Source organism: Neobacillus sp. GCM10027624 (assembly GCF_042675345.1).
GTDB classification, from domain to species: Bacteria; Bacillota; Bacilli; order Bacillales; family Cytobacillaceae; genus Neobacillus; species Neobacillus cucumis_D.
The window spans coordinates 166,476-188,070 of record NZ_JBHTHD010000033.1 but is presented as its reverse complement, the minus strand read 5'-3'; the positions used below and the strand labels follow the sequence as shown (position 1 = coordinate 188,070).

Here is a 21,595-nt window from a genome sequence, read left to right as displayed (position 1 = left end):
CTGAGGAGGATTTTAAATTGACAACAGTAACTGAAACGAAAACATTAACAGTAAAAAAACTAGATGGAGTTGCAGAGGTTCACATTCATGTTAACAAAACGAATGCATATGACTTGGAATATTATAAAGAATTAAACGCAGCCATTGATGATATTCGCTTTGACAGCGATATCAAGGTAGCTGTATTAATGAGTGATATGCCTAAATTCTTCTCAGCAGGTGCAAATATTAACTTTCTTAAACAAGCTGAGCCGCGTTTCAAAACACAATTCTGCTTATTCTGTAATGAAACTCTTGATAAAATTGCCCGCTCTCCACAAATTTGGATTGCCTGTTTGGAAGGGCACACCGTTGGCGGTGGTTTAGAAATGGCACTAGCTTGCGACTTACGCTTCATGGGTGACCAAGCTGGTAGAATCGGTCTTCCGGAAGTATCTCTTGGCGTATTGGCAGGTACAGGCGGTACACAACGCTTAGCTCGTCAAGTTGGACATTCTAAAGCGCTTGATTTAAACATTACTGGTGATACATTAACACCTCAAGAAGCTCTTGGAATTAAATTAGTGGACCGAGTTTTCCCACAAGAAGAAACGAGGGCAAAAACATTAGAATATGCACAAAAAGTTGCCAAAAGCGCATCCTATGCCGTTTCCAATATTAAGCTTTCGATCATGAATGGGAAAGAAATGCCTCTAAATGTGGCAATACGTTACGAGGGAGAACTACAAAACCTATTATTCCGCTCTCAAGATGCAAAAGAAGGACTTAGCGCATTCATCGAAAAACGTGAAGCAAAGTGGACAGGTCAGTAAAATACAAAATGGCGATATCGGCAATCGATATCGCCATTTTAATCAAGGGAATAGAAGAGGGGGATTTGCATGCGTTCAAATGAAATGGAGGTTTTAATTAATTGGGGGGACACAGATAAAGCGGGAATTGTCTATTATCCTAATTTTTTTAAATGGTTTGATATAGCAGGGCATCAATTTTTTAGAAGTTGTAATCTAGCTCCTGCCAAATTGGAGGAAGAACGAGGAATCATTGTTCCATTACTGGATGTTCAATGTACATTTGAAAAATCATTACTATACGATGACCTCATCACAATCCATACGAAAGTAGAAGAAATCAATCGAAAAACGATTAAATTGAGACATGTAATATATAGAGATGGTGTTCGCTGTGCACAGGGGTATGAATTACGGGGCTGGGTAGAGAAATCACCAGAAGGAATCAAGGCGGTTGTCATCCCGGAAGAGGTTAAAGCCATTCTTAATGAAAATATAGAAACAAAGGCAGATAAAAATAGACCCAGGTTTAATGCATAAGCTAAGACAATCCTCTATAATATTAATGTCACATTAAGAAGATTTACATAAAATGCGAATACTACTAAGTACTGGATGGTGGCAGCAATGAAACCGAGATCACTAATGTTTACTCTTTATGGAGAATACATTCAATATTATGGAGAAGAAATCTGGGTAGGGAGTTTAATTCAGTTAATGAATGGATTTGGTATCTCTGAATCCTCTGTCCGCGGTGCTATTTTAAGAATGGTACAAAAAGATTTATTGCAAGTGAGAAAGAAAGGAAATAAAAGCTATTACTCTATAACAGAGCTGGGGAGAAGAAGAGTTGAGGACGGGGTTTCAAGAGTATATTCAGCCCCTAGAGCAAATTGGGACGGGAAATGGAGAATTTTAAGTTACTCCTTTCCAGAGGAAAAACGTGAGCTTCGCAATGAAATTCGCAAGGAGTTGACGTGGACTGGATTTGGAATGCTTTCAAATAGTACCTGGGTCAGCCCGAATCCCCTTGAAAATCAAGTAATGGAAATGATTAAAAATTATAAAATAGAAGAAAATGCTATCCTTTTCAGCTCCTCCGACGTTGTTTCTCATCCAAAAGAATGGATTATGGAAAAGGGCTGGGATTTTCAACAAGTTACTGATAATTACATTCATTTCATTGAAAAGTATTCACCTAAATTTGATCAGCTCCGTGAAAAGGCATTGAATAATGAGTTATCTGATGAAGAATGTTTTATTAAGCGAACCACAATTGTTCATGAATATCGAAAGTTCCTCTTTCAAGACCCGGGTTTTCCGAGGGATTTAATGCCGGAGGACTGGGTTGGAACTAAGGCTAGAGAGCTATTTTGGAATATTCATCAATTAATATCGATTCCCGCTGTCCGTTATTTTGAATCTATATATGAAGCTGCTCCTGATCGTGATATTAAGCCTCAACGGGACAAGGCCATTAATCCGTTTAAAGAAGTTTATGTGTAGACAGGAAAGCGCATAGGGAGGAAAACATGATAAACACATTTCAAAACGGTGAAATTGTGACCATTGAAAAAATTATTTTTAATGGATATCGCATTGGGATTCCCATCCCTTTTCCGATGAAGTATGTGTATTGCTACCTGTTTAAACAGCAGGATGGATATGTTTTAATTGATGTTGGCTACAACAATAAACGTGGAAAAACAGCCTGGGAAGATGCCTTTCGAGAACTTCATATGGAGCCGGGCGAGATTAAAACGATTTATTTAACCCATTTTCATCCTGATCATGCCGGGCTTGCAGACTGGATGCACCAATTAACAGGGGCACCTATCTTTATGCACGGGATTGATGCCAAAATGATGGAGCGTGTTTGGGGAGAAAATAGCAGCCAATCAAGAAACATCAAGGAAATGGTAATCGAACATGGAACGCCTCAGGAGTTAGCTTGCGAAATTGAAAAACAAATGGATGTATTAGTCCAACAGGTGCGGCCAATTCCTGTCATTCACACAATTACTGACCAGGTGGTGTTTGCTAATAGAGAATGGAAGGTCATACATACACCGGGCCACAGTACAGGGCATATTTGCTTTTTCCAAGAAGAAGAGCGTGTGTTAATCTCAGGGGATCATATTCTTGAAAAAATCACCCCCAATATTAGTGTGTGGCCAGGTGCGAGCCCAACACCGCTGCATGATTATATAAGTTCTCTTCATAGAGTAGAAGATTTACAGGCTAAGATCGCCTATACAGCCCACAGAAGGCCAATTGGGAACGTAAATGAGCGGATTCAAGAACTACTGAAGCATCATGAGGAACGGCTGGCAGCCATTTTAGAGCTTGCGCAAAACAGAACAGCCTTTGAAGTTGCCAAGGATCTTTTTGCCCATAAGGAGTTAACTCCACACCAATGGCGGTTTGCTATTGCTGAAACAATCGCCCACTTAGACTATTTATCTATCGAAAACCGTGCAAAAAAAATAATCGGATCTCCACTAAAATATGAAAAGTTGCACTAGGACGACACATTTGATATGTGTTGTCTTTTTTTATTTTAACGTTAAAAAAACATAAAGCTAGAGAGAAAATCGTTAGAACAAAGGAAGATTACTAAAGTTCCAATGATCGTTTTAATAGGGTGTTTCATGGGTTATTTGGAAAAGTATCGCTTTCATTCAATTGGAATTACGTTTTTAATATCAACAACATAAAAACATAATAAAGTAATTGACAGACTATTATTAATATTCTATATTGTATTATATAAACGGTGTGTAAAAAAACGTAATGAAGAAGGGAGTTAAATATGAATCAAGCTGAGGTTTTGTTAGAAAAGATTCGAAATGGTTTTGTGCTGGAATGTAAAGAGGACATGAACGAGGAGTACCTTCGAGCCTTAAAACAAACATTAACGATTGTTGGCGACACAGAGCTTTTAAGTGTTCCACCTTTATTAACGGTATACAATCAAGCTCCAAATCTTAACTATAAGATTACTGCTTTAGCCGTGATCCAAGATGAAATTGGCCATGCCCATATCGCCTACCGGCTATTAGAGGATTTAGGTGAAAATGTGGAGGACCTTCTTTATAAACGTCCAGCAAATCGCTGGAAAAACCCTTACGCTTTTGATTTTAAATTAGACAACTGGATTGAGCTTGGTGTATTTAATGGGCTATTTGACAGGGCCGGCTATACACTGCTTGGAGATGCATTCGAGAATACCTCTTATGGACCTTGGAAACGTGCGTTAGTAAAAGTGGATAAAGAAGAGTTATTCCACCTCCGTAATGGCGAAATCATTATGAAGGCGGGAATGAAAAATCCAGAAACTGCTAAACAAGTACAGGAAGCCGTTGATTGGATGTTCTTAATGGGCTTAGAGTTCTTCGGTGTTGCTGATAATCTAAAAAGCCGTTCGGCACAATTAGATTACAAGTTAAAAGGCAAGACAAATGACCAACTAAGACAGAAATGGCTGTCAACGGCAGTTCCATTCTGTGAATCCATCGGGGTAAAAGTCCCAGCTCACTATGATGAGGAGCAAGGCAAGTTTGTTATTGATGTTCCATTTCCTTGTAAATTCAATGCAGAAAATAAAAAATGGCTGACCGATCAACCGGACACCTGGGAAGGCGTAATCGAACGTTTCAAAAAACGCGGGCCGCAAAATCAAGAGTTTGTAAGACGTATTCAAAAGGGTGCTTATGAAATGGAAGAACTGCGTGCTGAGGAGGTAAGTTAATGATGCAAACAATGGAGACGGAGAAATATTGGGATGCTTTAACTGAGGTCATGGATCCAGAGTTTCCAATAAGTGTTGTCGATATGGGATTAATCTACGGAATTACGAAGGTCGATGAAGGAAAGCTCGCAGTAAGGATGACCTATACTTCAACAGGCTGTGGCTGTATGCAGTGGATTGAAAACGATATCAAGGAAAGGCTGCTCCAAGAAGAAGATATCGCTGAGGTCGAAATCGAAGTGGTTTGGAGTCCGCCGTGGACAGTTAATAACTTAACAGAAAAAGGGAGAGCAAAACTTAAAACCTGGGGGGTAAGCTCATGACCGTTAGTAATCAAAAACTAGAGTACCTTCTTTTTACCCGTATCAAACGAGGGGATGATTTGATTCAAGTCGGGTCATTTCAAGCGGAAAGTGATGAATTGGCAAAGGTGTATGCACAGTATATCTACGATGAAGAAGACTGGGTTGAAATGCAAGTCGTAAGAAAAGAAGCATTTATTGCTGTACGCCTTCCGGAACCACTATTTGAAAAAGAAGGTGTAAATTAATATGAAAAATCAAAATCTATTTTCTCTAGTTGAAATAGCAGAAACGATTGCGGATAACAAATTTATTTTAGGGGATCGACTTGTAGAAATAGGAATCAGCGGTCCCAACCTGGAAGCAACGCTTTCCTCGATTGCGATGGCGCAGGCAGAACTTGGTCATGCAAGATTGATGTATAAATGGGCAAATGAGTTACAGGATATAAATGGAAGCAAGATTGAAGTGAGAGGACAAACAGGCAAAGCGTTTCCAACTGTGGTCCATACATCTAATTGGATTAGTTTAATCGCTGGATTATATGCTGTAAACGCAGCAGTTGATCATGTCATGAAAGTAGTGATCAATACCAATCATCCTGAAGTAAATACTCCATTTAGTAAAATGCTCAAGGAACAAGAGGAACATCTTCTTTATTCTAAAAGCTGGTGTAAACAATTACTTAATGACACAGGGGCTGTCCCAAAAACATTCAGACAGGAATTAGAAAAAGTGACGGTTGAGGTCGGGGAGTGGTTAAGGACTGTGGAAAATGACGAACTATTAATCTCAGAAAAAATAATCACAGAAAATAGTAATCTTACAACCATATACAAAGAAACAATTGAAAAGCTTACTAGCCTTGGAGATGTACAGCATGTCTAAGGCACATAGTCATATTCAATGCTCATTTTGTTCATCTGAAGATGTTGAAAAAATCTCTTCATTTGGTACAGCACAATTGGTTCGTCAGTATTATTGCAACCACTGTCATTCAGTCTTTGAATATATTCGCTGGCAGGCTGCTATGTTGGGGCAAAACCGCTAAATATTTTCGAAATATAAAAATATTTCATAAAATATATAATATATTAAATTATTTAGGAGGAATTAGCATGACTCAAGTCAAATTAGATACTAAAACATTAACGGTAAAAAAAGAAAATGGTGTTGCTGAAGTTCACATGCATGTTAATAATACAAATGCTTACGATTTGGAATATTACAAAGAATTGAACGCAGCGATTGATGATATTCGTTTCGATACTGACATTAAAGTAGTCGTATTAATGAGCGATATGCCGAAATTCTTCTCAGCTGGTGCAAATATCAATTTCTTAAAATCGGCAGAGCCAAGATTTAAAACGCAATTTTGTTTATTCTGTAATGAAACATTAGATAAGATTGCCCGCTCACCGCAAATTTGGATCGCTTGTTTAGAAGGACACACGGTTGGCGGAGGTTTGGAAATGGCGTTAGCTTGCGATTTGCGTTTTATGGGCGACACTGCAGGCAAAATCGGTCTTCCGGAAGTATCCCTAGGAGTATTAGCAGGTACGGGAGGAACACAACGCTTAGCCCGTCTAGTTGGACATTCCAAAGCGCTTGATTTGAATATTACCGGCGAAACTTTAACACCGCAAGAAGCTCTGCAAATTCAATTAGTTGACCGTGTGTTCCCTCAAGAGGAAACCCGTTATAAAACATTGGAATATGCAAGAAAAGTTGCAGATAGTGCCACATATGCAACTTCCAACATTAAGCTTTCCATCATGAATGGTAAAGAAATGCCGTTAAATGTAGCGATTCGCTATGAAGGAGAATTACAAAATTTATTATTCCGTTCCCAGGATGCAAAAGAAGGATTATCAGCCTTCATCGAAAAACGCCAGCCAGAGTGGTCTGGTCAGTAAGAAGAATGGGTCTAACTTTTTAAAAGAAGGTTAGGCCCTCCTTCCATGTAGGTGTGCCCGTTAATTTTCTGTAGGTAGATAAAAAAGATTTTAGTCTTCAATATTCTTCTGGGGGTTAAAGAATGCTAGAATTAGTGAAACAATTAAATGGCATAAGAGATTATTACAATTGTACAACTTTTTTTATCGAAGAGAAGGTTCGTAATGGACTCGGTAATAAAGTGGCAATTTTTTCTGACAGCGATGAAATTACATACCAGGAGCTCCTTTTTAAAGTAAATCAATTTGGAAACGCTCTCAAGAGTATTGGCGTTGAACAGGAAAATCGAATTTTACATGTCATCTATGATTCCCCAGAATTTATCTACGCTTTTTTTGGTGCAACAAAAGTTGGAGCCATTCCAATACCTGTGAATACAGCAATGAAACCAAAGGATTATGAATATTTTTTAAACCACAGTCGTGCAAGGGTCCTGGTCATCCAAGAGGATGTTTGGGAAACCATTAAGGAAAATAGGGATCGATTCATTTTCTTAAAATATATTATCGTTATTTCAGAAACCGGGACCCTCTATGAGGATACCATTGATTATGATGAATTCATCAGTCAGGCCTCATCTCAGTTGGAAGATGCTGTTACTACCTCGGAAGATCCAGCTTTTTGGCTGTATAGTTCCGGCAGTACTGGCAATCCAAAAGGAGTTGTTCACATCCATAGAAGCATGGAAGTGGCTGTTAAAAACTATGCGGAAAACATTCTGAAAGTGAATGAAAATGATCGGACATTCTCCGCTTCTAAACTTTATTTTGCTTATGGACTTGGAAATGGAATGTACTTTCCACTTGGAACAGGAGCTTCGACCGTGTTAATGAAAGAGCGGCCAACACCCGAAAATATTTTTAAAACCATTGAAAAAAATAAACCAACAATCTTTTTTGGTGTACCGACATTATATGGTTCCCTTATTCAGTATGTCGAAAAAACAGGGGTAATTCCAGATTTATCCTCCGTTCGAATATGTGTATCAGCAGGAGAAGCTCTTCCGGCCACCTTTATGAAAAAGTGGAAAGAGCTGTTTAACCTTGATATATTAGATGGAATTGGTTCAACAGAGGCATTGCATATTTTCCTTTCTAATCAGGCAAACGATATCAAAGCAGGAAGTACCGGAAAAGTCGTTCCAGGTTATAAGGCTAAAATCGTAAATGAAGAGTCTAAACCAGTGGGTGCTAATGAAATTGGCGACCTGGTTATTCAAGGAGATAGTGTTAGTATTGGGTATTTTTGCAACCTATTAGAAAATCAACGGAAGTTCCACGGTGAATGGATGTACACAGGAGATAAATATTATCAGGATGAGGAAGGATATTTTTGGTACTGCGGGCGCTCGGATGACATGCTTAAGGTAGGGGGGATTTGGGTTTCACCGATTGAAATAGAATCGACCTTGATTCGTCATGAGTATGTGCTTGAAGTGGCCGTTGTCGGGGCGAAAAATGAGAGTAATCTTGTTTATCCAAAAGCTTATATTGTCTTACGAGATGAGATTGAACCAACGGAAGACTTGAAAAGGGAACTTAAGCTTTTTGTTAAACAAAATCTCGCTCCCTATAAATACCCACGGGAAATTGAATTTATTCCAGAATTACCAAAAACTGCGACTGGAAAAGTGCAGCGGTTTAGGTTGAAACAGGTGTAATAGTATAGGTGGAAATAGCCAGACCTTTGGTTCTGGCTATTTTTATTTTGATTAAAATGATACGACCTGCTGTATATTTTGTGAATTTAAATATCTCTGCCCGTTGCCCCAACCGATTTATCGGTATCTTCCGCGCTATTATATTCCGGGTCATTCATGCCTGGTTGCTGTCTTTTTTCACTTCCTAAATAACTTCCCCGATGTTTTTGCTGAATTTTATTGAATTCGTTCCAGTTTTCATTAACCACTTGATTCCCTCTTTTCTGGCTGTACTTATATTTTTTAAGATACTCGCACCAATGAATCTTATTCAGTTTTTCCATGGAAACATCATTAGGATATTGATGGAATTAAATTTTCATTACATAAACAATCGTAAAAACATTGAAACTAAATAAGAAAAGCGGAAGCTTCTTTTTGAAAGGGGTTTGAGCAATGCTGTCGACCGAGCAGTTAGCTGAATTACGATTGCAATTGTTAAAGGAAAAAAACGAAGTGGAAAATAATTTAAAGCAAAATAACCATTTCGGCTTGGAACAAGGATTTTGGCATGAATCAATGGGGGAGTTATCAAGTTATGATAACCATCCGGCTGATCAGGGATCGGCCCTTTATGAGCGCGAGAAGGATATTGCTTTAAAGGAGCATTATGAATTGCAATTAAGCAATATTAACCACGCTTTAGAGGCAATGGAGAATGGAACTTACGGGAAATGTGAGGTTTGCGGGAAGGATATACCAACCGAACGTTTAGAAGCCTTACCAAACACCACCTATTGCAAGGAACATAGTCCTGACCAAGTCGTTTCTCATGAGCGCCCGATTGAAGAAGGGGTATTAATGCCGCCATGGGGTAAATTTGATATGGATAATCAGGACGAAGATGTTGCCTTTGACGCGGAAGACTCCTGGCAGGCTGTTGCCGAATGGGGAACATCTGAAACACCATCTGATTTGGTCAATCCACAAGATGATTACAACGATATTTATATTGAAGCTGACGAAAACATAGGATATGTAGAGGACTATGAAAATTTTACCGGTAACGATATGTATGGTAAAAATATTACCGTTTACCCCAATGCGCAGCATGAACGCTATGAAGATGCACTTGATGAAGAAGGCATTATGACAAGCTTCGGTGATCTTCCTGCATTTGAACATGATGCGTATGTAGATAACAATAACAAAAACGAAAGAAATACCTAATGCTGATGCCAGAAAATATAAAGAAAACAGCTTTCATCTATGAGAGCTGTTTTCTCTGAGTTCTTATTCTTGCTCATTTAAATCGTTTGTGCCAATGACTCCCTCCATATAGGTATCACTTACCTGTTCGTGGGTGGTTGCTAGACCTGAAGACAAAGCATCATTTTTTTGATAATCATTTGCATTAAAATTACGTCCTGCAATTTCTGTACTGCCGTTTTGATTTTTTTTAACCATAGAAACCACTCCTTTATTGAAGAATCTTACAGACGTATTTTCTCTTATTAACGGATATTTAGTCTAACTATTTTAGGAGTTGAAAATCATGAATAAAAAAAGCTCATTTCCCTCAAGAGAAGAATTAGATCAAGCTTTTCATTTTCTTCAGGATGAAATCACCAGAATTTCTGTAGTAGAAGAAGTCGAAATGGTGAAACAGGAAAATAAAGGACAGGTCGAACAATAAATTGTTGAATTTGTCCAACTATGGTTCAAGGGGGCAAGACTTTTTCTCTAGACCCATCCAGGAAAAGTTTGGTATGATTTCAGGAGAATTTTTTGAGGTGGTAGACGATGGAAATGAGAGAAGTTCTTGCTAAAAAAATAGCCTGGATTAGTGTAGTCAGTAATATTGTCCTGACATTGGGAAAAATCTTTATTGGCTGGCTCGGGCATAGTGATGCCGTGTTCGCCGATGGAATTCATTCTGCAGCTGATGTATTTGCTTCCGTCATTGTTTTATTGGTGATAAAAATAGCCAATAAGCCGGCGGATAAAGAGCATCCGTATGGACATGGCAAAGCAGAAGTTATTGTTTCCGAGATTATTGGAATTTTGTTGTTTGCGGTAGCCCTTTATGTGGTATATGAAGGAATCAGCGGCTTCTTCCATGAGGTTGAAACACCAAGTTATTTAGCAATGTGGGTTGCGGTTTTTTCTTTTGTTGCAAAAATACTTCTTTACCGTTCATCCTTAAATGTAGCAGAGAAGCATAGGAGTAAGGCAATCGAAGCGATTGCTTTTGATCATAAGGCTGATATTGTTGCTTCCATCGCAGCTGCCATCGGGGTTCTTATTTCCATTCTCGGTGTGAAATTTGATATTCATGTTTTACTTTACGGTGATAAGGTGGCCAGTATTTTTGTTGCCTATTTAATTTTTAAAATTGCGAAGGAAATGATAACAGAAGCATTTGACATCTTACTCGAGAGAAATATTAACAGCGAAATTCTTCAAGAATATATCTCCATTATTTCCGAATTTCCTGAAGTAAGGCGAATTGACCGAATTCGGGCGAGAGAACATGGACATTATATATTGGTGGATTTACGGATTTCCATTGATCATTTTATAACCATTAAAGAGGGGCACGATCTTTCTCATTCGATTAAACAACAATTGATGGACCATTTTGATAATATTAAGGAAGTGCTGATTCATTTAAACCCTTACTTCCCTAAGGAAAAATAAAACCAAAAAAAACTGCTTTGTACTTTTGGCCTTTAGGGTTTATGATAAGGAAGGAATAAAAAGTTAAAGGAGTTGATATTTTTGAGTTATTCCATAGACCCGGACCCAAGTAGGCGAGGGGAAGTCAATGTCTTTGAATTGATTGAATTGGTTTCTACAAGAATATCAGCTCTTGAAAAGGTTGTTGGCTTCCTCAAAAACGAGCAATGAGGAGGTTTTGACATGTTGGAGATTTTCAAAAATACAGAAACAAAGGTTCTAGAAAAAGTAGATGTTGTGTCAAAGGGCTGCTGGATAAATATGTATGCCCCAACAGCTGAAGAAATTAGCCGGATTGCAAATGATGCACAAGTTGATGTCGATATCATTAAAGATGCTCTGGATGATGAAGAACGTCCAAGGATTGAGCGAGATAATGGTCAAGTATATATTATCGTTGACTTTCCCTATATTGTTCACGACGATACCGGTTTAGCTGTTTATGAAACGATTCCAATTGGAATTATTCTAACGGATGATTGTGTAATCACCGTATCCTTAAAGGATACACCGATTTTAGAAGAATTTAGAAAAAATAGAGTAAAAGAGTTCTTTACGTTTAAAAAGACCCGTTTTGCCCTGCAAATTTTATTTGTCATTTCATCTTATTACCTGCGCTATTTAAAACAAATCAATAAGAAAACAAATGAAATTGAACGTGAAGTGCACCAATCATTAAAAAATAAAGAATTATATGCCTTTCTTGCCTTAGAGAAAAGTTTGGTTTATTTTACAACCTCACTAAAATCGAATAAGGTTGTTCTTGATAAGATTTTGCGTTTTAATTATTTAAAAATGTATGAAGAAGATAAAGATTTACTTGAAGATGTAATCATTGAAAAAACACAGGCGATTGAAATGGCGGAAACCTATCGTTCTATCTTGAGCGGGATGATGAATGCCTTTGCTTCCATCATTTCGAATAACCTAAACATTGTCATGAAATTTTTAACATCGATTACGATTATCCTTTCATTTCCGACGATGGTCGCAAGCTTTTATGGGATGAACGTCGATATTCCATTCCAGCATGCAACCCACTCGTATGCCATTCCATTAGTTATCTCGGCCCTTTTAACGAGTTGTACGGCCTTTATTTTCTGGAAAAAGAAATATTTCTAGAGTATTAGTTTTTTATAATAAAAATGACAGGCACAATCGCTGCCTGTCATTTTTCTATCTCCCTGTAATATTGAAAAGTAAAGTCAGGGGAAAGGATTGGATCTCGCGGATGTTTCCAGGAAGATTGCAGTGGATATTGGTGCAGGCGGTGGAATCTATTCGATTGCCTTAGCGGAATTGGGAGCGGCAAGAGTCATTGGAGTCGATATCTCTGAAAATATGATTGCCGGAGCGAAGGAGAATTGCCGGGAATATCCGCAAATTAGTTTCCAAGTTGGAACAGCTAGTGAATCGAATCTTCCAAGCGGGACAGTAGATGTGCTGTTGGAGCGTGCCTTAATCCATCATTTAAAGGATCATCAATTATCAGAATGTTTCACAGAGGCTAAGCGAATTTTAAATAAAAATGGTGTATTCATCATTCAGGACCGGACATTTGAGGACTGTTCGTTAGCAGGAAGTAATGAGCATATTCGTGGTTACTTTTTTGAATTTTATCCGGACTTGCTGAAAATGGATATTGCTAGAAGACATTCAGCAGACACAATTAATTCTTATTTAACAGAGGCAGGCTTTCAGCATGTTGAGGTTCTGTCCTTTTGGGAAAATCGTAAAACTTATAATACGCTTGATGAATTGAAGCAAGAGATCATTTTGCGTAAAGGTCGTTCGATATTATTTGAATTAAATGATGAACAGGTTCAGATTCTAGCTGATGATATTGGAGAACGTGTAACGAAATCTTTTCCGTTGGTTGAAAAAGAAAGATGGACGATATGGTTTGCAAGGGCATAGACAAAATTTTGTCTATGTCTTTTTTCATCCCTTTTTTAGGAGAATGGACTGATTATATTAAATTAGTAGTCTGAATAGTTTAAATAATCAGCAGCGTGCTGTAAATAGAAGGGGTGAGGTGTTGCGGGTGAAAAAGAGAAGGGTAATCGGTTCAGTTGTACTTAGCTTGGCAATGGGGATGTCCATGTTTGCAACGGCGGCATTTGGGCAGCAAACCAGCAGCCAAAGCCAGGATTCCTACCGAGTTTTAATTAATGGACCGGCTTCTGAAAAAGCGAAGGCAAAAGATAGCTACGGAAAACGTTGGGATTTTGGTAGCAAAGGATTTACTACAACGGTTAATGAGCATCAGTATCAAGCGTTATTGAAAAATAAAAACTTAACGATTGAAAAGGTACCGGAAATTCAGATGGAGAAAATCGTGGACCAAAAGGCTAAGCCAGGTGGAACAGCCAGCAGTGTTCCAAGTGATGCGACACCATGGGGAATTCAGGCAATCTATAATGACCCTGCTATTGTAAAAACGTCTGGAGGCGATGGAATTAAAGTAGCCGTCCTAGATACAGGGGTTTTAAAAACCCATAAAGATTTAGCCGCTAATGTTGAACAATGTAGAGATTTTTCACAAAGGAAAAACCCTTTGGTTGAAGATAGCTGTGCCGATGGTAATGGACATGGAACTCATGTATCAGGAACCGTTTTGGCTAATGGTGGAAGTGGTAGTGGTATTTATGGAGTTGCCCCGGAAGCAAAGCTTTGGTCCTATAAAGTATTAAATGATCGTGGGTCGGGCTACTCGGATGATATTGCGTCAACGATTAGAGCAGTTGCAGATAAAGCCGTAGAAAAAGGTTCTCATGTCATTATTTCCATGTCACTTGGGTCCAGCACGAAAGACTCACTTATATCAAGTGCTGTTGATTATGCTTATGGTAAGGGAGTCTTAATTGTAGCCGCTGCCGGAAATGAGGGTCCAGGAACCAATACAATTGGGTATCCAGGTGCATTAGTGAATGTGGTGGCGGTTGCCGCTTTAGAAAATGTTTCGGAAAACGGAACCTATCGTGTTGCAGATTTCTCTTCCCGCGGAAATCCGGCAACCGATGGTGATTATAAAATTCAAGAACGTGATGTTGAAGTGTCTGCACCAGGAAGAGCGATTGAGTCTACTTGGAATGATGGCACCTATAACACGATTAGCGGTACATCAATGGCTACACCGCATGTATCCGGTCTTGCCGCAAAAATTTGGGCAGCAAATCCTTCAATGTCTAACACTCAGCTTCGGACAGAACTGCAAAATAGAGCAAAAGCTAATGATATTTTAGGTGGAACTGGCGCCGCAACAGGCGATGACTATGCATCAGGATTTGGTTTTCCACGAGTAAAATAACTCTTCTTGTATATAATAGAAAAAATAAAAATACAAGAGGAGGATGAATAAAATGAAAGAAAAAGAACCCCAATTTCAAAGCGGTGAAGAAATAGAACAACTGGCAAAAGGCCTATACGGACTGGATCCCGAAATGAGCCTACTATCCGTCAACTTTGCAACCACAGAAAATCCCCTATTAAATGAACATTATCAAGAGGATCCAAAAGAAGAAGATTGATTCGACAAAATTCGGGTGGTGCCTGTCACCACCCGAATTTTGTCGATAATATTTTGAATTTTCCGATGGTTTTTGGTTGATTACTAGATTTTAACAATGATACTATAAAACTCGAGGGTTGAAAGCGCATACAAGTTGCTTTTATTCTCAGAATCTTGTACATAGGGAGGAATTACATTTGAGTCAAGTAACAGTCGGTCTAAAAGAAAAGGTAGAAAAATTTCTATTAGGGAAAAAGAAACTGTATATTGATGGTCAATTTGTTGAAAGTCTCTCTCAAAAAACATTCGATACGTATAATCCTGCTACGGGTGAAGTACTCGCTGCGGTTTATGAGGCCGGTCCGGAGGATATTGACCGTGCAGTAAAGGCAGCCCGAAAGGCATTTGATGAAGGCCCATGGTCGAAAATGAGTGCAGCTGCACGCAGCCGCTTAATGTACAAGTTAGCGGATTTAATGGAGCAAAATCAAGAAGAGCTTGCCCAATTAGAAACACTTGATAATGGAAAGCCGATTCGGGAAACGTCTAATGCGGACATTCCGCTTGCAGTTGAACATATGCGCTATTATGCAGGCTGGTCAACCAAAATTGTTGGGCAAACCATCCCGGTAAACGGACCATTCCTTAACTATACCCGCCATGAAGCGGTTGGAGTCGTCGGACAGATTATTCCATGGAACTTCCCGCTGTTAATGGCGATGTGGAAGCTGGGTGCAGCCCTTGCGACCGGATGTACGGTTGTATTAAAGCCTGCTGAACAGACTCCGCTGTCTGTTTTATACTTGGCTGAATTAGTTCAAGAAGCAGGATTCCCAGAAGGGGTAATCAATATTGTCCCTGGTTTTGGTGAAACAGCGGGCCAGCCGCTTGTTGATCATCCGTTAGTTGATAAAATTGCTTTCACAGGCTCAACTGAAGTTGGTAAATCCATTATGGAAAAAGCTTCAAAAACGCTTAAACGCGTAACACTTGAGCTTGGCGGCAAGTCACCAAATATTATTTTACCTGACGCAGACTTAACAAAAGCTATCCCTGGTGCCTTAAATGGAGTTATGTTCAACCAAGGCCAGGTTTGCTGTGCAGGGTCCCGCGTATTCATTCAAAAGAAACAATTTGATAATGTTGTTGCCGATATGGTCAGCCATGCCAAAAAAATTAAGCAGGGAGCAGGTTTACATGCTGACACGGAAATCGGACCGCTTGTATCTGATGAACAGCAGAAGCGCGTGCTTGGATATATTGAAAAAGGTTTGAAGGAAGGTGCCGAATTGTTAGTTGGCGGTGATAAGCCATATGAACAAGGCTACTTTGTTTCTCCGACGATTTTCGCCGATGTCCGTGATGAAATGACGATTGCTAAAGAAGAAATCTTTGGTCCAGTTATTTCTGCTATGCCATATGAGGACCTGGATGAATTGATTAATCGCGCAAATAATAGCGAGTATGGCTTAGCTGCAGGGGTTTGGACGAAGGATGTAGCAAAGGCACATTATATTGCAGGCCGACTCCGTGCTGGTACTGTATGGGTAAACTGCTACAATGCTTTTGACGCAGCATCACCATTCGGAGGCTATAAGCAATCTGGAATTGGACGTGAAATGGGTTCATATGCATTGAACAACTATACGGAAGTCAAGAGTGTCTGGGTTTCGTTAAAATAATTGACTGACTTATAAGCTAGCTAAAACGTTTAGGCGTTTTTGCTAGCTTTTTTTTATTGGACACCGTTTTTTAGACATTTGAATAAAGTATTGGAAGCAGACTTCTTTTGAGGGAGTGTCTTCATGAGTAATAAGAATGGAAATTTTTCAGAGTTGGAACAAAAGAGGCTAAATATTGAAAAACAAATTGCACTTGGTGTTTGGATTCAGGTGATTGGGGCAACAATCGAATTCTTAGGGATTGCAAAGTTAAGGGAGATTAGCGATAATCCAGATTCGATTCCTGTAAAAGAAGTACTAACTGGTGCCGGCATTCAAGCACTCGGAACATTTTTTGAAGCGATTGGTGTATCCGGACAAATTACAGGAAACGACAATAAACTTATATTAGACGCTCAAAAATTAGCAATAACAGGTGATTGGCTTCAGTCGATCGGTGCAGCTTTAGAAGCAGCCGGTGGAACAGGTGAATTTTTGGAGGAACAAGAAAAAGCAAATTTATTTGTGCCATAATAGAGGATTTAATGGTAAAAATGGGCATGATAACTGTATGTGTTGATTAAATTTTAGGAGGTTATTATGCAATCATTTATCGTTAGTTTCCATCAGGAAGACAATGTAGATAGCATGCAAATACAAAAACTAAGCCAAGCGGATTTTGAAAAAGCCACCGAGGGCGGAACAAGGCATTTATTTGATTTAGATACAAACATTGGCTTTTTTGTCTTTTTTGATGCAGAAGATGTTGACGGTGTTGTCTCATATTTAATGCTTCAATATGAGGAAGACAATGAAGAACCTGTTGGCTGCTACTCATTCCGGCTGGAGGATTTCTATGAATTCATGGCGCTTTACCTGAACGACCTCGAATTTAATGAAGAAACTGAGGAAGAGGAAGAAGAGTACGGCCCAATCCACCATTTAGCACATTTATTGTTCCATATTGTTGAAGAAGGTAAGGATATTGAGGTGTAATTCGGATCCATTTTTTGATTGGGCGCTGGTGAGAGCGCCCGATTTTGATTTTATCCGCGAATTTGAAAGGGTTATCCGCGGATTGAAGGGATTTATCCGCGAATCTGAACCGTTTATCCGCGAATCCAAATTTACCAAAGAATAGTTTTTGGATGATAAGCCCTATCTCTGTTCATACCGGAATATATAAGATTAGCTGAAAGTAATAATCTTCTAGCAGTATCAGGTGATGCTATATGCACAAACTCCCGAAACTTCCGATTTGTTATTTTTATATCAAACAGCAAAAAATAAACTTTAAGTGCTTCAATATGAGCATCTATTGAATAATGCTGACATCTAGGACAGTACCATTTCTGTTTCTTACGAATAAGCGGGAGATATTTACAGTTGGGGCAGTGAACGCGAGTTAATAAATCTGACCTCTTAATTCCGAATTTCTGAAGAAGATATCCTGTTGGAGGAGTGTTCATTTTCAATAGAAGGCGAGAAAGCTTACGGAGGTCTTTTGCTGTTAGAATAGGGGTAGTATAAATACCTTCAAGATCCAGAATTCTCTTTAACATCACATCCCCTTTACATACCTTTGGTTTTATTTTGTAAGCATTTTTCCCCGTAATGACATAAGAAGCATAACTATTACTTATAACAACTAAATAAACAACTGGAACAGGGGGAAAATGATTTGCAGCCAATAGTTTCTTTATGTATTCTTGATGCCTTTCTGCCTGCGCGGTCGGATAGGAATACCCTTTTTCTTCATCACCTTTAATTTGGATAAATTGCTCATTTTCCGTATCAAATATTAATTTCCCAGCCATATTTTTCACATCAATAATTAGGATGAATTCGCCTGTTAAGAGGAGAGTATCAATTTGGCAGTTGTAGTCACCATCTGGAAGGTTTAAATCGTGGAAAATAAGATATTTCTGCTTGGGGAGTTCACGATAGTAAAAATCTAATGATTGTTCGCCTTCGTATCCAGCTTGTCTTCTGCCCAATTCATCTAAGATTTGCTGGTATTTTGCATGATTTGGAGGTAGGCGCCGCAAAATGGCGGCTAAAATGAGAATTTTTAACGGGATTGTTCTTTCTTTTACTATCAAAATGATCACTCCTTTTATTTTTTCTTCTAAAAAATAGCATATAAGTTCTTCAAAAAACTAAATGATTTGTAAAATCTTTTTTAACAATTCATTTATCCGCGGATTGAAGGGATTTATCCGCGAATCCAAATTCCCAAATGAATCCTCAGCATTAAATTTGAAAAACTACCCCTACCACGTTATGATTATCTTGAATTCAAAGTAACTAACCACTCACGAACGGAGGTAAGGAAATGATACAAAGAGAAATACAACGAACCTGGACCGTGCAGCATCATCAGCACAGCCCAATCCATGCGGCAGGAATGGTGCTCGATCCGACAAACATGCATGAATTTGATCCTTTTCTTTTCCTAGCGGAGGATTTTTTCAAAAAAGGTACCTTCGATTTTCATCCCCATCGCGGGATTGAGACCGTAACATATGTCATCGAAGGAAAACTTGAACATAATGACAATAAAGCGGGCAAAGGAGAGCTAGGACCTGGTGATGTTCAATGGATGACGGCAGGAAGAGGCGTTATTCACATTGAAGACCCAGCAGAAGGAGACACCGTTCATTCCTTGCAGCTATGGGTAAACCTTCCTCGTGAACACAAAATGACCGAGCCGCGGTATCAAAACCTTCGAGGTCAAGACATGCCAGTTCGCGAAGAAGAAGGTGTGCTGGTTCGTGTTTTTTCCGGTTCATCAGGTGGAATAAAGTCCTCGACGAAAAACTATGTTCCAGTGACATTTGTTGAAATCAATTTAGAACCAGGTGCAAGTATTTCACAAGAATTACCCGGGGATTACAATGGTTTCATGTATGTACTGGAAGGAAGCGGCCATTTCGGAAAAAATAAGGTAGAAGCCAAAAAAGGTCAGGCACTGCAATTAGGCAAGGGTGTAGAAGGGGACGAGAGTGAAGTGACCATTCAGGCGAAGGAAAAACTGCAAGTATTGCTTTATGCAGGAAAACCTTTAAACGAACCAATCGTTGCCCGAGGGCCATTCGTTATGAATACAGAGGAAGAAATCCGCCAAGCCTACCGCGATTATATGGACGGAAAGTTTGGAGAGTAACTAATATTAATAATGAGAAAAAAGGTTTGGGAGAGTACCAAACCTTTTACAAAATTATTAAAACCGGTCCATCATTTTTTTAGAATTAGTATTTTCCATCATCCCGCCCTTTACATGACACGCTTTGTACATGTCTTTCATCTTTTCTTTTGATAAATTAGGATGCATTTTTTCCATAAAAGGCAACATTTTTTCGAAGCTAAGACCATTACCAGAGTTGCTGTTTCCTGTTGCAAAAACTGCTGTACCGGCGCCAAGAATTAGTGCAGCGCTAAAGATGCTCATTGCAATTTTTTTCATTATTAACAACTCCTTTCTTTTCTTACCTTTATCATAAATCAAGAATTTGCAGAAAAGATGGAGATGGAATGACGAATTCGTGAAGTTTTAAAAAAAGCACTGGTTCTCAAAGAGACCAGTGCTAAGCCATTTATCCTTTTTTCGCCACGACAACCCTTGCTTTTCCCATGAAAAAGATGGTTACAGCTGCAATTGCAATTGGAATTAATGTAAGTAAAAATGTATGTGTAATTGAATCAGACATAGCGTGAACAATTTTATCTAGAATAAAACTAGGAATTTTCGCGCGTTCACTAGCTTCGAAGATTTGACGCGGGTCCATGTTAGACATAGAAGGAGCTCCACTTTGGCCACTTGCTCCCTGCATCCCTTTAAAAGCTTCTTTCAAGTTATCAGTAAATTCATTCGTTTGAATCGAGCCGAAAATCGTTACCCCAAGCGTCATTCCAAATGAGCGGAGGAAGGAGTTGGTGGAATTGGCCGTTCCCCGGTATTGCGGTTCCAAGTTGTGAATCGATGCAGTTGGTAATAGGGAAAAGGAGAACCCAACACCAAACCCGACAAGAATCATATAAAGAGTAAGCATCCAGCGTGCGGTATCCGTTGTCAAATTTCCAAGCAAAATCATCCCAGCTAAATAGGAAATGATGGAGATAAACATCAAATTACGATATGAAGTTTTGGTTAAGAAAATACCACCTACAGAACTTCCTGCAACAGACCCTAACATCATCGGAGTCAAAATTAACCCTGCATTTTTAGCTGACCCGCCATAAACAGCCTGAACAAAAATCGGAATAAACACCGTTAGTATGATAAATGTGCCGCCATATAAAAACGCAAGAATTTGCGAGGTGGCAAATAATCGTCTTTTAAAGAGCCAAAGCGGTAAAATCGGCTCAGCTGCTTTAAATTCAGCAATAAAAAAGGCCACGAAGAAGACAAAGAAGCTAGCAAACAAGCCAATAATTTGAGCAGAATCCCAGTCATATTCTTTGCCGCCAAGCTCAAGGGCAAACATTAAACTAACGACTGAAATAACAAGGGTGATTGCACCGGCCCAGTCAATTTTTTGCTTAGAGTGCTGAAGGGATTCATGATAGAAACGAACAATTAAGAAAAGCGAAACGATTCCAATTGGAACATTGACATAAAAAACCCAATGCCAGCTAATATAGTCGGTAATATAGGCCCCTAATAATGGACCCAATACACTTGAAGCACCAAAAACGGCACCAAGTAATCCAGTCATTTTTCCACGGTTTTCAGGTGGGAAAATATCAAAAACGATGGTAAAAGCAATGGGCATTAGTGCTCCGCCGCCAATTCCCTGGATGGCACGGTAAATACTTAACTGAATAATACTTTGGGCAATTCCGCAAAGGGCAGAACCGGCTAAAAAGATGACTAAACCAAAAATAAAGAAGCGTTTGCGCCCGTACATATCAGATAGTTTGCCGAAAATCGGCATTCCGGCCATAACCGCTACCATATAGGCTGAAGTCACCCAAATAAATTTGTCGAAGCCTCCAAGATCTGAAACAATGGTAGCCATCGCCGTTGCGACAATGGTATTATCCATGGCAGCCATTAAAATAGCTAATAAAATTCCAGCTACAACAAATTTAAGATTATTATCTTTTTTAATCATGAAATGTCTCCTTCTTTTGTATGGTCCTCCTAGATCTTCTTTCATAGGGTAAAAAAGTTTGATAAGATGAAATAAACTGAGGAAACCTATTATCTTGATAATCAAGATAAAGTAATTTTAAAAGGAAG

The 21,595-nt window shown here is 39.0% G+C and carries 28 protein-coding genes; 23 read left to right on the top strand and 5 right to left on the bottom strand.

The genetic code is table 11. The features are described from left to right. The first annotated feature begins 17 nt into the window (after window positions 1-17). The 11 genes from ACFQZ9_RS30510 (at window position 18) to ACFQZ9_RS30460 (ending at window position 8,460) form a co-directional block, all read left to right on the top strand. Window positions 18-812 carry an enoyl-CoA hydratase/isomerase family protein gene (locus tag ACFQZ9_RS30510; protein WP_498947110.1) on the top strand — a complete coding sequence of 265 codons (795 nt, stop codon included), beginning with the start codon at window positions 18-20 and terminating at the stop codon, window positions 810-812. A 69-nt stretch (window positions 813-881) separates the two neighbouring features. Further along, window positions 882-1,331, top strand: coding sequence for an acyl-CoA thioesterase (locus ACFQZ9_RS30505; protein WP_498947108.1), 450 nt, complete (start codon window positions 882-884; stop codon window positions 1,329-1,331). 87 nt (window positions 1,332-1,418) lie between these two features. After that, window positions 1,419-2,297, top strand: coding sequence for a PaaX family transcriptional regulator (locus tag ACFQZ9_RS30500; protein ID WP_198310327.1), 879 nt, complete (start codon window positions 1,419-1,421; stop codon window positions 2,295-2,297). 26 nt (window positions 2,298-2,323) lie between these two features. Further along, the gene (locus ACFQZ9_RS30495) at window positions 2,324-3,316 is read left to right on the top strand and encodes an MBL fold metallo-hydrolase (RefSeq protein ID WP_498947107.1); all 993 of its coding nucleotides are present in this window, start codon (window positions 2,324-2,326) and stop codon (window positions 3,314-3,316) included. A 287-nt stretch (window positions 3,317-3,603) separates the two neighbouring features. Further along, complete coding sequence (locus ACFQZ9_RS30490; protein ID WP_498947106.1) at window positions 3,604-4,542, top strand: Phenylacetic acid catabolic protein; 939 nt, start codon at window positions 3,604-3,606, stop codon at window positions 4,540-4,542. Window positions 4,543-4,544: 2 nt separating this feature from the next. Beyond that, window positions 4,545-4,865, top strand: a complete 321-nt coding sequence (locus ACFQZ9_RS30485) for a metal-sulfur cluster assembly factor (protein WP_498947153.1) — start codon at window positions 4,545-4,547, stop codon at window positions 4,863-4,865. Continuing rightward, window positions 4,862-5,092, top strand: a complete 231-nt coding sequence (locus ACFQZ9_RS30480) for a hypothetical protein (RefSeq protein ID WP_498947104.1) — start codon at window positions 4,862-4,864, stop codon at window positions 5,090-5,092. Before ACFQZ9_RS30485 ends, ACFQZ9_RS30480 begins: the two co-directional genes overlap by 4 nt. Before the next feature lies 1 nt (window position 5,093). Continuing rightward, entirely contained in the window at window positions 5,094-5,732 is a 639-nt protein-coding gene (locus ACFQZ9_RS30475; protein ID WP_498947102.1) for a Phenylacetic acid catabolic protein, read from the top strand. Beyond that, window positions 5,725-5,895 carry a PaaD family protein gene (locus ACFQZ9_RS30470; RefSeq protein ID WP_498947101.1) on the top strand — a complete coding sequence of 57 codons (171 nt, stop codon included), beginning with the start codon at window positions 5,725-5,727 and terminating at the stop codon, window positions 5,893-5,895. Before ACFQZ9_RS30475 ends, ACFQZ9_RS30470 begins: the two co-directional genes overlap by 8 nt. A 67-nt stretch (window positions 5,896-5,962) precedes the next feature. Continuing rightward, on the top strand, window positions 5,963-6,760 hold the full coding sequence (locus ACFQZ9_RS30465) for an enoyl-CoA hydratase/isomerase family protein (protein ID WP_498947099.1): 798 nt from the start codon (window positions 5,963-5,965) through the stop codon (window positions 6,758-6,760). A 122-nt stretch (window positions 6,761-6,882) separates the two neighbouring features. Further along, window positions 6,883-8,460: an acyl-CoA synthetase family protein gene (locus tag ACFQZ9_RS30460; RefSeq protein WP_498947098.1), complete on the top strand. Its 1,578-nt coding sequence runs from the start codon at window positions 6,883-6,885 to the stop codon at window positions 8,458-8,460. Between the two features lie 86 nt (window positions 8,461-8,546). Here ACFQZ9_RS30460 and ACFQZ9_RS30455 read toward each other — a convergent pair whose 3' ends face one another. Continuing rightward, on the bottom strand, window positions 8,547-8,708 hold the full coding sequence (locus ACFQZ9_RS30455; protein ID WP_498947097.1) for a hypothetical protein: 162 nt from the start codon (window positions 8,706-8,708) through the stop codon (window positions 8,547-8,549). A 187-nt stretch (window positions 8,709-8,895) separates the two neighbouring features. On the opposite strand from ACFQZ9_RS30455, the gene ACFQZ9_RS30450 reads away from it, so the two are divergent. Beyond that, complete coding sequence (locus ACFQZ9_RS30450; RefSeq protein ID WP_498947096.1) at window positions 8,896-9,669, top strand: yteA family sporulation protein; 774 nt, start codon at window positions 8,896-8,898, stop codon at window positions 9,667-9,669. Between the two features lie 63 nt (window positions 9,670-9,732). Here ACFQZ9_RS30450 and ACFQZ9_RS30445 read toward each other — a convergent pair whose 3' ends face one another. Then, window positions 9,733-9,906, bottom strand: coding sequence for a YozQ family protein (locus ACFQZ9_RS30445; protein ID WP_198310317.1), 174 nt, complete (start codon window positions 9,904-9,906; stop codon window positions 9,733-9,735). 88 nt (window positions 9,907-9,994) lie between these two features. On the opposite strand from ACFQZ9_RS30445, the gene ACFQZ9_RS30440 reads away from it, so the two are divergent. From ACFQZ9_RS30440 to ACFQZ9_RS30395, 10 genes are all read left to right on the top strand, one after another. Beyond that, window positions 9,995-10,135: a hypothetical protein gene (locus ACFQZ9_RS30440; RefSeq protein WP_198310316.1), complete on the top strand. Its 141-nt coding sequence runs from the start codon at window positions 9,995-9,997 to the stop codon at window positions 10,133-10,135. A gap of 107 nt (window positions 10,136-10,242) precedes the next feature. Further along, window positions 10,243-11,139, top strand: a complete 897-nt coding sequence (locus tag ACFQZ9_RS30435; RefSeq protein ID WP_498947095.1) for a cation diffusion facilitator family transporter — start codon at window positions 10,243-10,245, stop codon at window positions 11,137-11,139. An 81-nt stretch (window positions 11,140-11,220) separates the two neighbouring features. Beyond that, the gene (locus ACFQZ9_RS30430; protein WP_286180031.1) at window positions 11,221-11,349 is read left to right on the top strand and encodes a hypothetical protein; all 129 of its coding nucleotides are present in this window, start codon (window positions 11,221-11,223) and stop codon (window positions 11,347-11,349) included. A 12-nt stretch (window positions 11,350-11,361) separates the two neighbouring features. After that, entirely contained in the window at window positions 11,362-12,300 is a 939-nt protein-coding gene (locus ACFQZ9_RS30425) for a magnesium transporter CorA family protein (RefSeq protein ID WP_498947093.1), read from the top strand. A gap of 96 nt (window positions 12,301-12,396) precedes the next feature. Continuing rightward, complete coding sequence (locus tag ACFQZ9_RS30420; protein WP_498947091.1) at window positions 12,397-13,095, top strand: class I SAM-dependent methyltransferase; 699 nt, start codon at window positions 12,397-12,399, stop codon at window positions 13,093-13,095. Window positions 13,096-13,222: 127 nt separating this feature from the next. After that, on the top strand, window positions 13,223-14,488 hold the full coding sequence (locus ACFQZ9_RS30415; RefSeq protein ID WP_498947089.1) for a S8 family peptidase: 1,266 nt from the start codon (window positions 13,223-13,225) through the stop codon (window positions 14,486-14,488). Window positions 14,489-14,540: 52 nt separating this feature from the next. Then, complete coding sequence (locus ACFQZ9_RS30410; protein ID WP_498947087.1) at window positions 14,541-14,708, top strand: hypothetical protein; 168 nt, start codon at window positions 14,541-14,543, stop codon at window positions 14,706-14,708. A gap of 178 nt (window positions 14,709-14,886) precedes the next feature. Next, window positions 14,887-16,371 carry an aldehyde dehydrogenase family protein gene (locus ACFQZ9_RS30405; RefSeq protein WP_498947085.1) on the top strand — a complete coding sequence of 495 codons (1,485 nt, stop codon included), beginning with the start codon at window positions 14,887-14,889 and terminating at the stop codon, window positions 16,369-16,371. A 123-nt stretch (window positions 16,372-16,494) separates the two neighbouring features. Next, window positions 16,495-16,884 (top strand): hypothetical protein, encoded by a 390-nt coding sequence (locus ACFQZ9_RS30400; protein WP_498947083.1) that lies wholly within the window; start codon window positions 16,495-16,497, stop codon window positions 16,882-16,884. Window positions 16,885-16,950: 66 nt separating this feature from the next. Next, complete coding sequence (locus ACFQZ9_RS30395) at window positions 16,951-17,346, top strand: cytosolic protein (RefSeq protein ID WP_498947081.1); 396 nt, start codon at window positions 16,951-16,953, stop codon at window positions 17,344-17,346. A gap of 131 nt (window positions 17,347-17,477) precedes the next feature. Here ACFQZ9_RS30395 and ACFQZ9_RS30390 read toward each other — a convergent pair whose 3' ends face one another. Then, window positions 17,478-18,452, bottom strand: a complete 975-nt coding sequence (locus tag ACFQZ9_RS30390; RefSeq protein WP_498947079.1) for an NERD domain-containing protein — start codon at window positions 18,450-18,452, stop codon at window positions 17,478-17,480. Between the two features lie 233 nt (window positions 18,453-18,685). On the opposite strand from ACFQZ9_RS30390, the gene ACFQZ9_RS30385 reads away from it, so the two are divergent. Beyond that, on the top strand, window positions 18,686-19,516 hold the full coding sequence (locus ACFQZ9_RS30385) for a pirin family protein (protein ID WP_498947077.1): 831 nt from the start codon (window positions 18,686-18,688) through the stop codon (window positions 19,514-19,516). Window positions 19,517-19,573: 57 nt separating this feature from the next. On the opposite strand, the gene ACFQZ9_RS30380 is transcribed toward ACFQZ9_RS30385, so the two are convergent. Both ACFQZ9_RS30380 and ACFQZ9_RS30375 read right to left on the bottom strand, forming a co-directional pair. Continuing rightward, window positions 19,574-19,816: a hypothetical protein gene (locus ACFQZ9_RS30380; protein ID WP_498947075.1), complete on the bottom strand. Its 243-nt coding sequence runs from the start codon at window positions 19,814-19,816 to the stop codon at window positions 19,574-19,576. Window positions 19,817-19,946: 130 nt separating this feature from the next. Next, entirely contained in the window at window positions 19,947-21,467 is a 1,521-nt protein-coding gene (locus tag ACFQZ9_RS30375; protein WP_498947073.1) for an MDR family MFS transporter, read from the bottom strand. Window positions 21,468-21,595 lie beyond the last annotated feature (128 nt).

Coding starts and splice junctions, on each gene's coding strand:
- ACFQZ9_RS30425 (WP_498947093.1), top strand. CDS start 11,362: ATGTTGGAGATTTTCAAAAATACAGAAACAAAGGTTCTAGAAAAAGTA.
- ACFQZ9_RS30465 (WP_498947099.1), top strand. CDS start 5,963: ATGACTCAAGTCAAATTAGATACTAAAACATTAACGGTAAAAAAAGAA.
- ACFQZ9_RS30410 (WP_498947087.1), top strand. CDS start 14,541: ATGAAAGAAAAAGAACCCCAATTTCAAAGCGGTGAAGAAATAGAACAA.
- ACFQZ9_RS30375 (WP_498947073.1), bottom strand. CDS start 21,467: ATGATTAAAAAAGATAATAATCTTAAATTTGTTGTAGCTGGAATTTTA.
- ACFQZ9_RS30450 (WP_498947096.1), top strand. CDS start 8,896: ATGCTGTCGACCGAGCAGTTAGCTGAATTACGATTGCAATTGTTAAAG.
- ACFQZ9_RS30400 (WP_498947083.1), top strand. CDS start 16,495: ATGAGTAATAAGAATGGAAATTTTTCAGAGTTGGAACAAAAGAGGCTA.
- ACFQZ9_RS30440 (WP_198310316.1), top strand. CDS start 9,995: ATGAATAAAAAAAGCTCATTTCCCTCAAGAGAAGAATTAGATCAAGCT.
- ACFQZ9_RS30470 (WP_498947101.1), top strand. CDS start 5,725: ATGTCTAAGGCACATAGTCATATTCAATGCTCATTTTGTTCATCTGAA.
- ACFQZ9_RS30460 (WP_498947098.1), top strand. CDS start 6,883: ATGCTAGAATTAGTGAAACAATTAAATGGCATAAGAGATTATTACAAT.
- ACFQZ9_RS30485 (WP_498947153.1), top strand. CDS start 4,545: ATGCAAACAATGGAGACGGAGAAATATTGGGATGCTTTAACTGAGGTC.
- ACFQZ9_RS30475 (WP_498947102.1), top strand. CDS start 5,094: ATGAAAAATCAAAATCTATTTTCTCTAGTTGAAATAGCAGAAACGATT.
- ACFQZ9_RS30490 (WP_498947106.1), top strand. CDS start 3,604: ATGAATCAAGCTGAGGTTTTGTTAGAAAAGATTCGAAATGGTTTTGTG.
- ACFQZ9_RS30380 (WP_498947075.1), bottom strand. CDS start 19,816: ATGAAAAAAATTGCAATGAGCATCTTTAGCGCTGCACTAATTCTTGGC.
- ACFQZ9_RS30500 (WP_198310327.1), top strand. CDS start 1,419: ATGAAACCGAGATCACTAATGTTTACTCTTTATGGAGAATACATTCAA.
- ACFQZ9_RS30445 (WP_198310317.1), bottom strand. CDS start 9,906: ATGGTTAAAAAAAATCAAAACGGCAGTACAGAAATTGCAGGACGTAAT.
- ACFQZ9_RS30495 (WP_498947107.1), top strand. CDS start 2,324: ATGATAAACACATTTCAAAACGGTGAAATTGTGACCATTGAAAAAATT.
- ACFQZ9_RS30480 (WP_498947104.1), top strand. CDS start 4,862: ATGACCGTTAGTAATCAAAAACTAGAGTACCTTCTTTTTACCCGTATC.
- ACFQZ9_RS30435 (WP_498947095.1), top strand. CDS start 10,243: ATGGAAATGAGAGAAGTTCTTGCTAAAAAAATAGCCTGGATTAGTGTA.
- ACFQZ9_RS30395 (WP_498947081.1), top strand. CDS start 16,951: ATGCAATCATTTATCGTTAGTTTCCATCAGGAAGACAATGTAGATAGC.
- ACFQZ9_RS30385 (WP_498947077.1), top strand. CDS start 18,686: ATGATACAAAGAGAAATACAACGAACCTGGACCGTGCAGCATCATCAG.
- ACFQZ9_RS30505 (WP_498947108.1), top strand. CDS start 882: ATGCGTTCAAATGAAATGGAGGTTTTAATTAATTGGGGGGACACAGAT.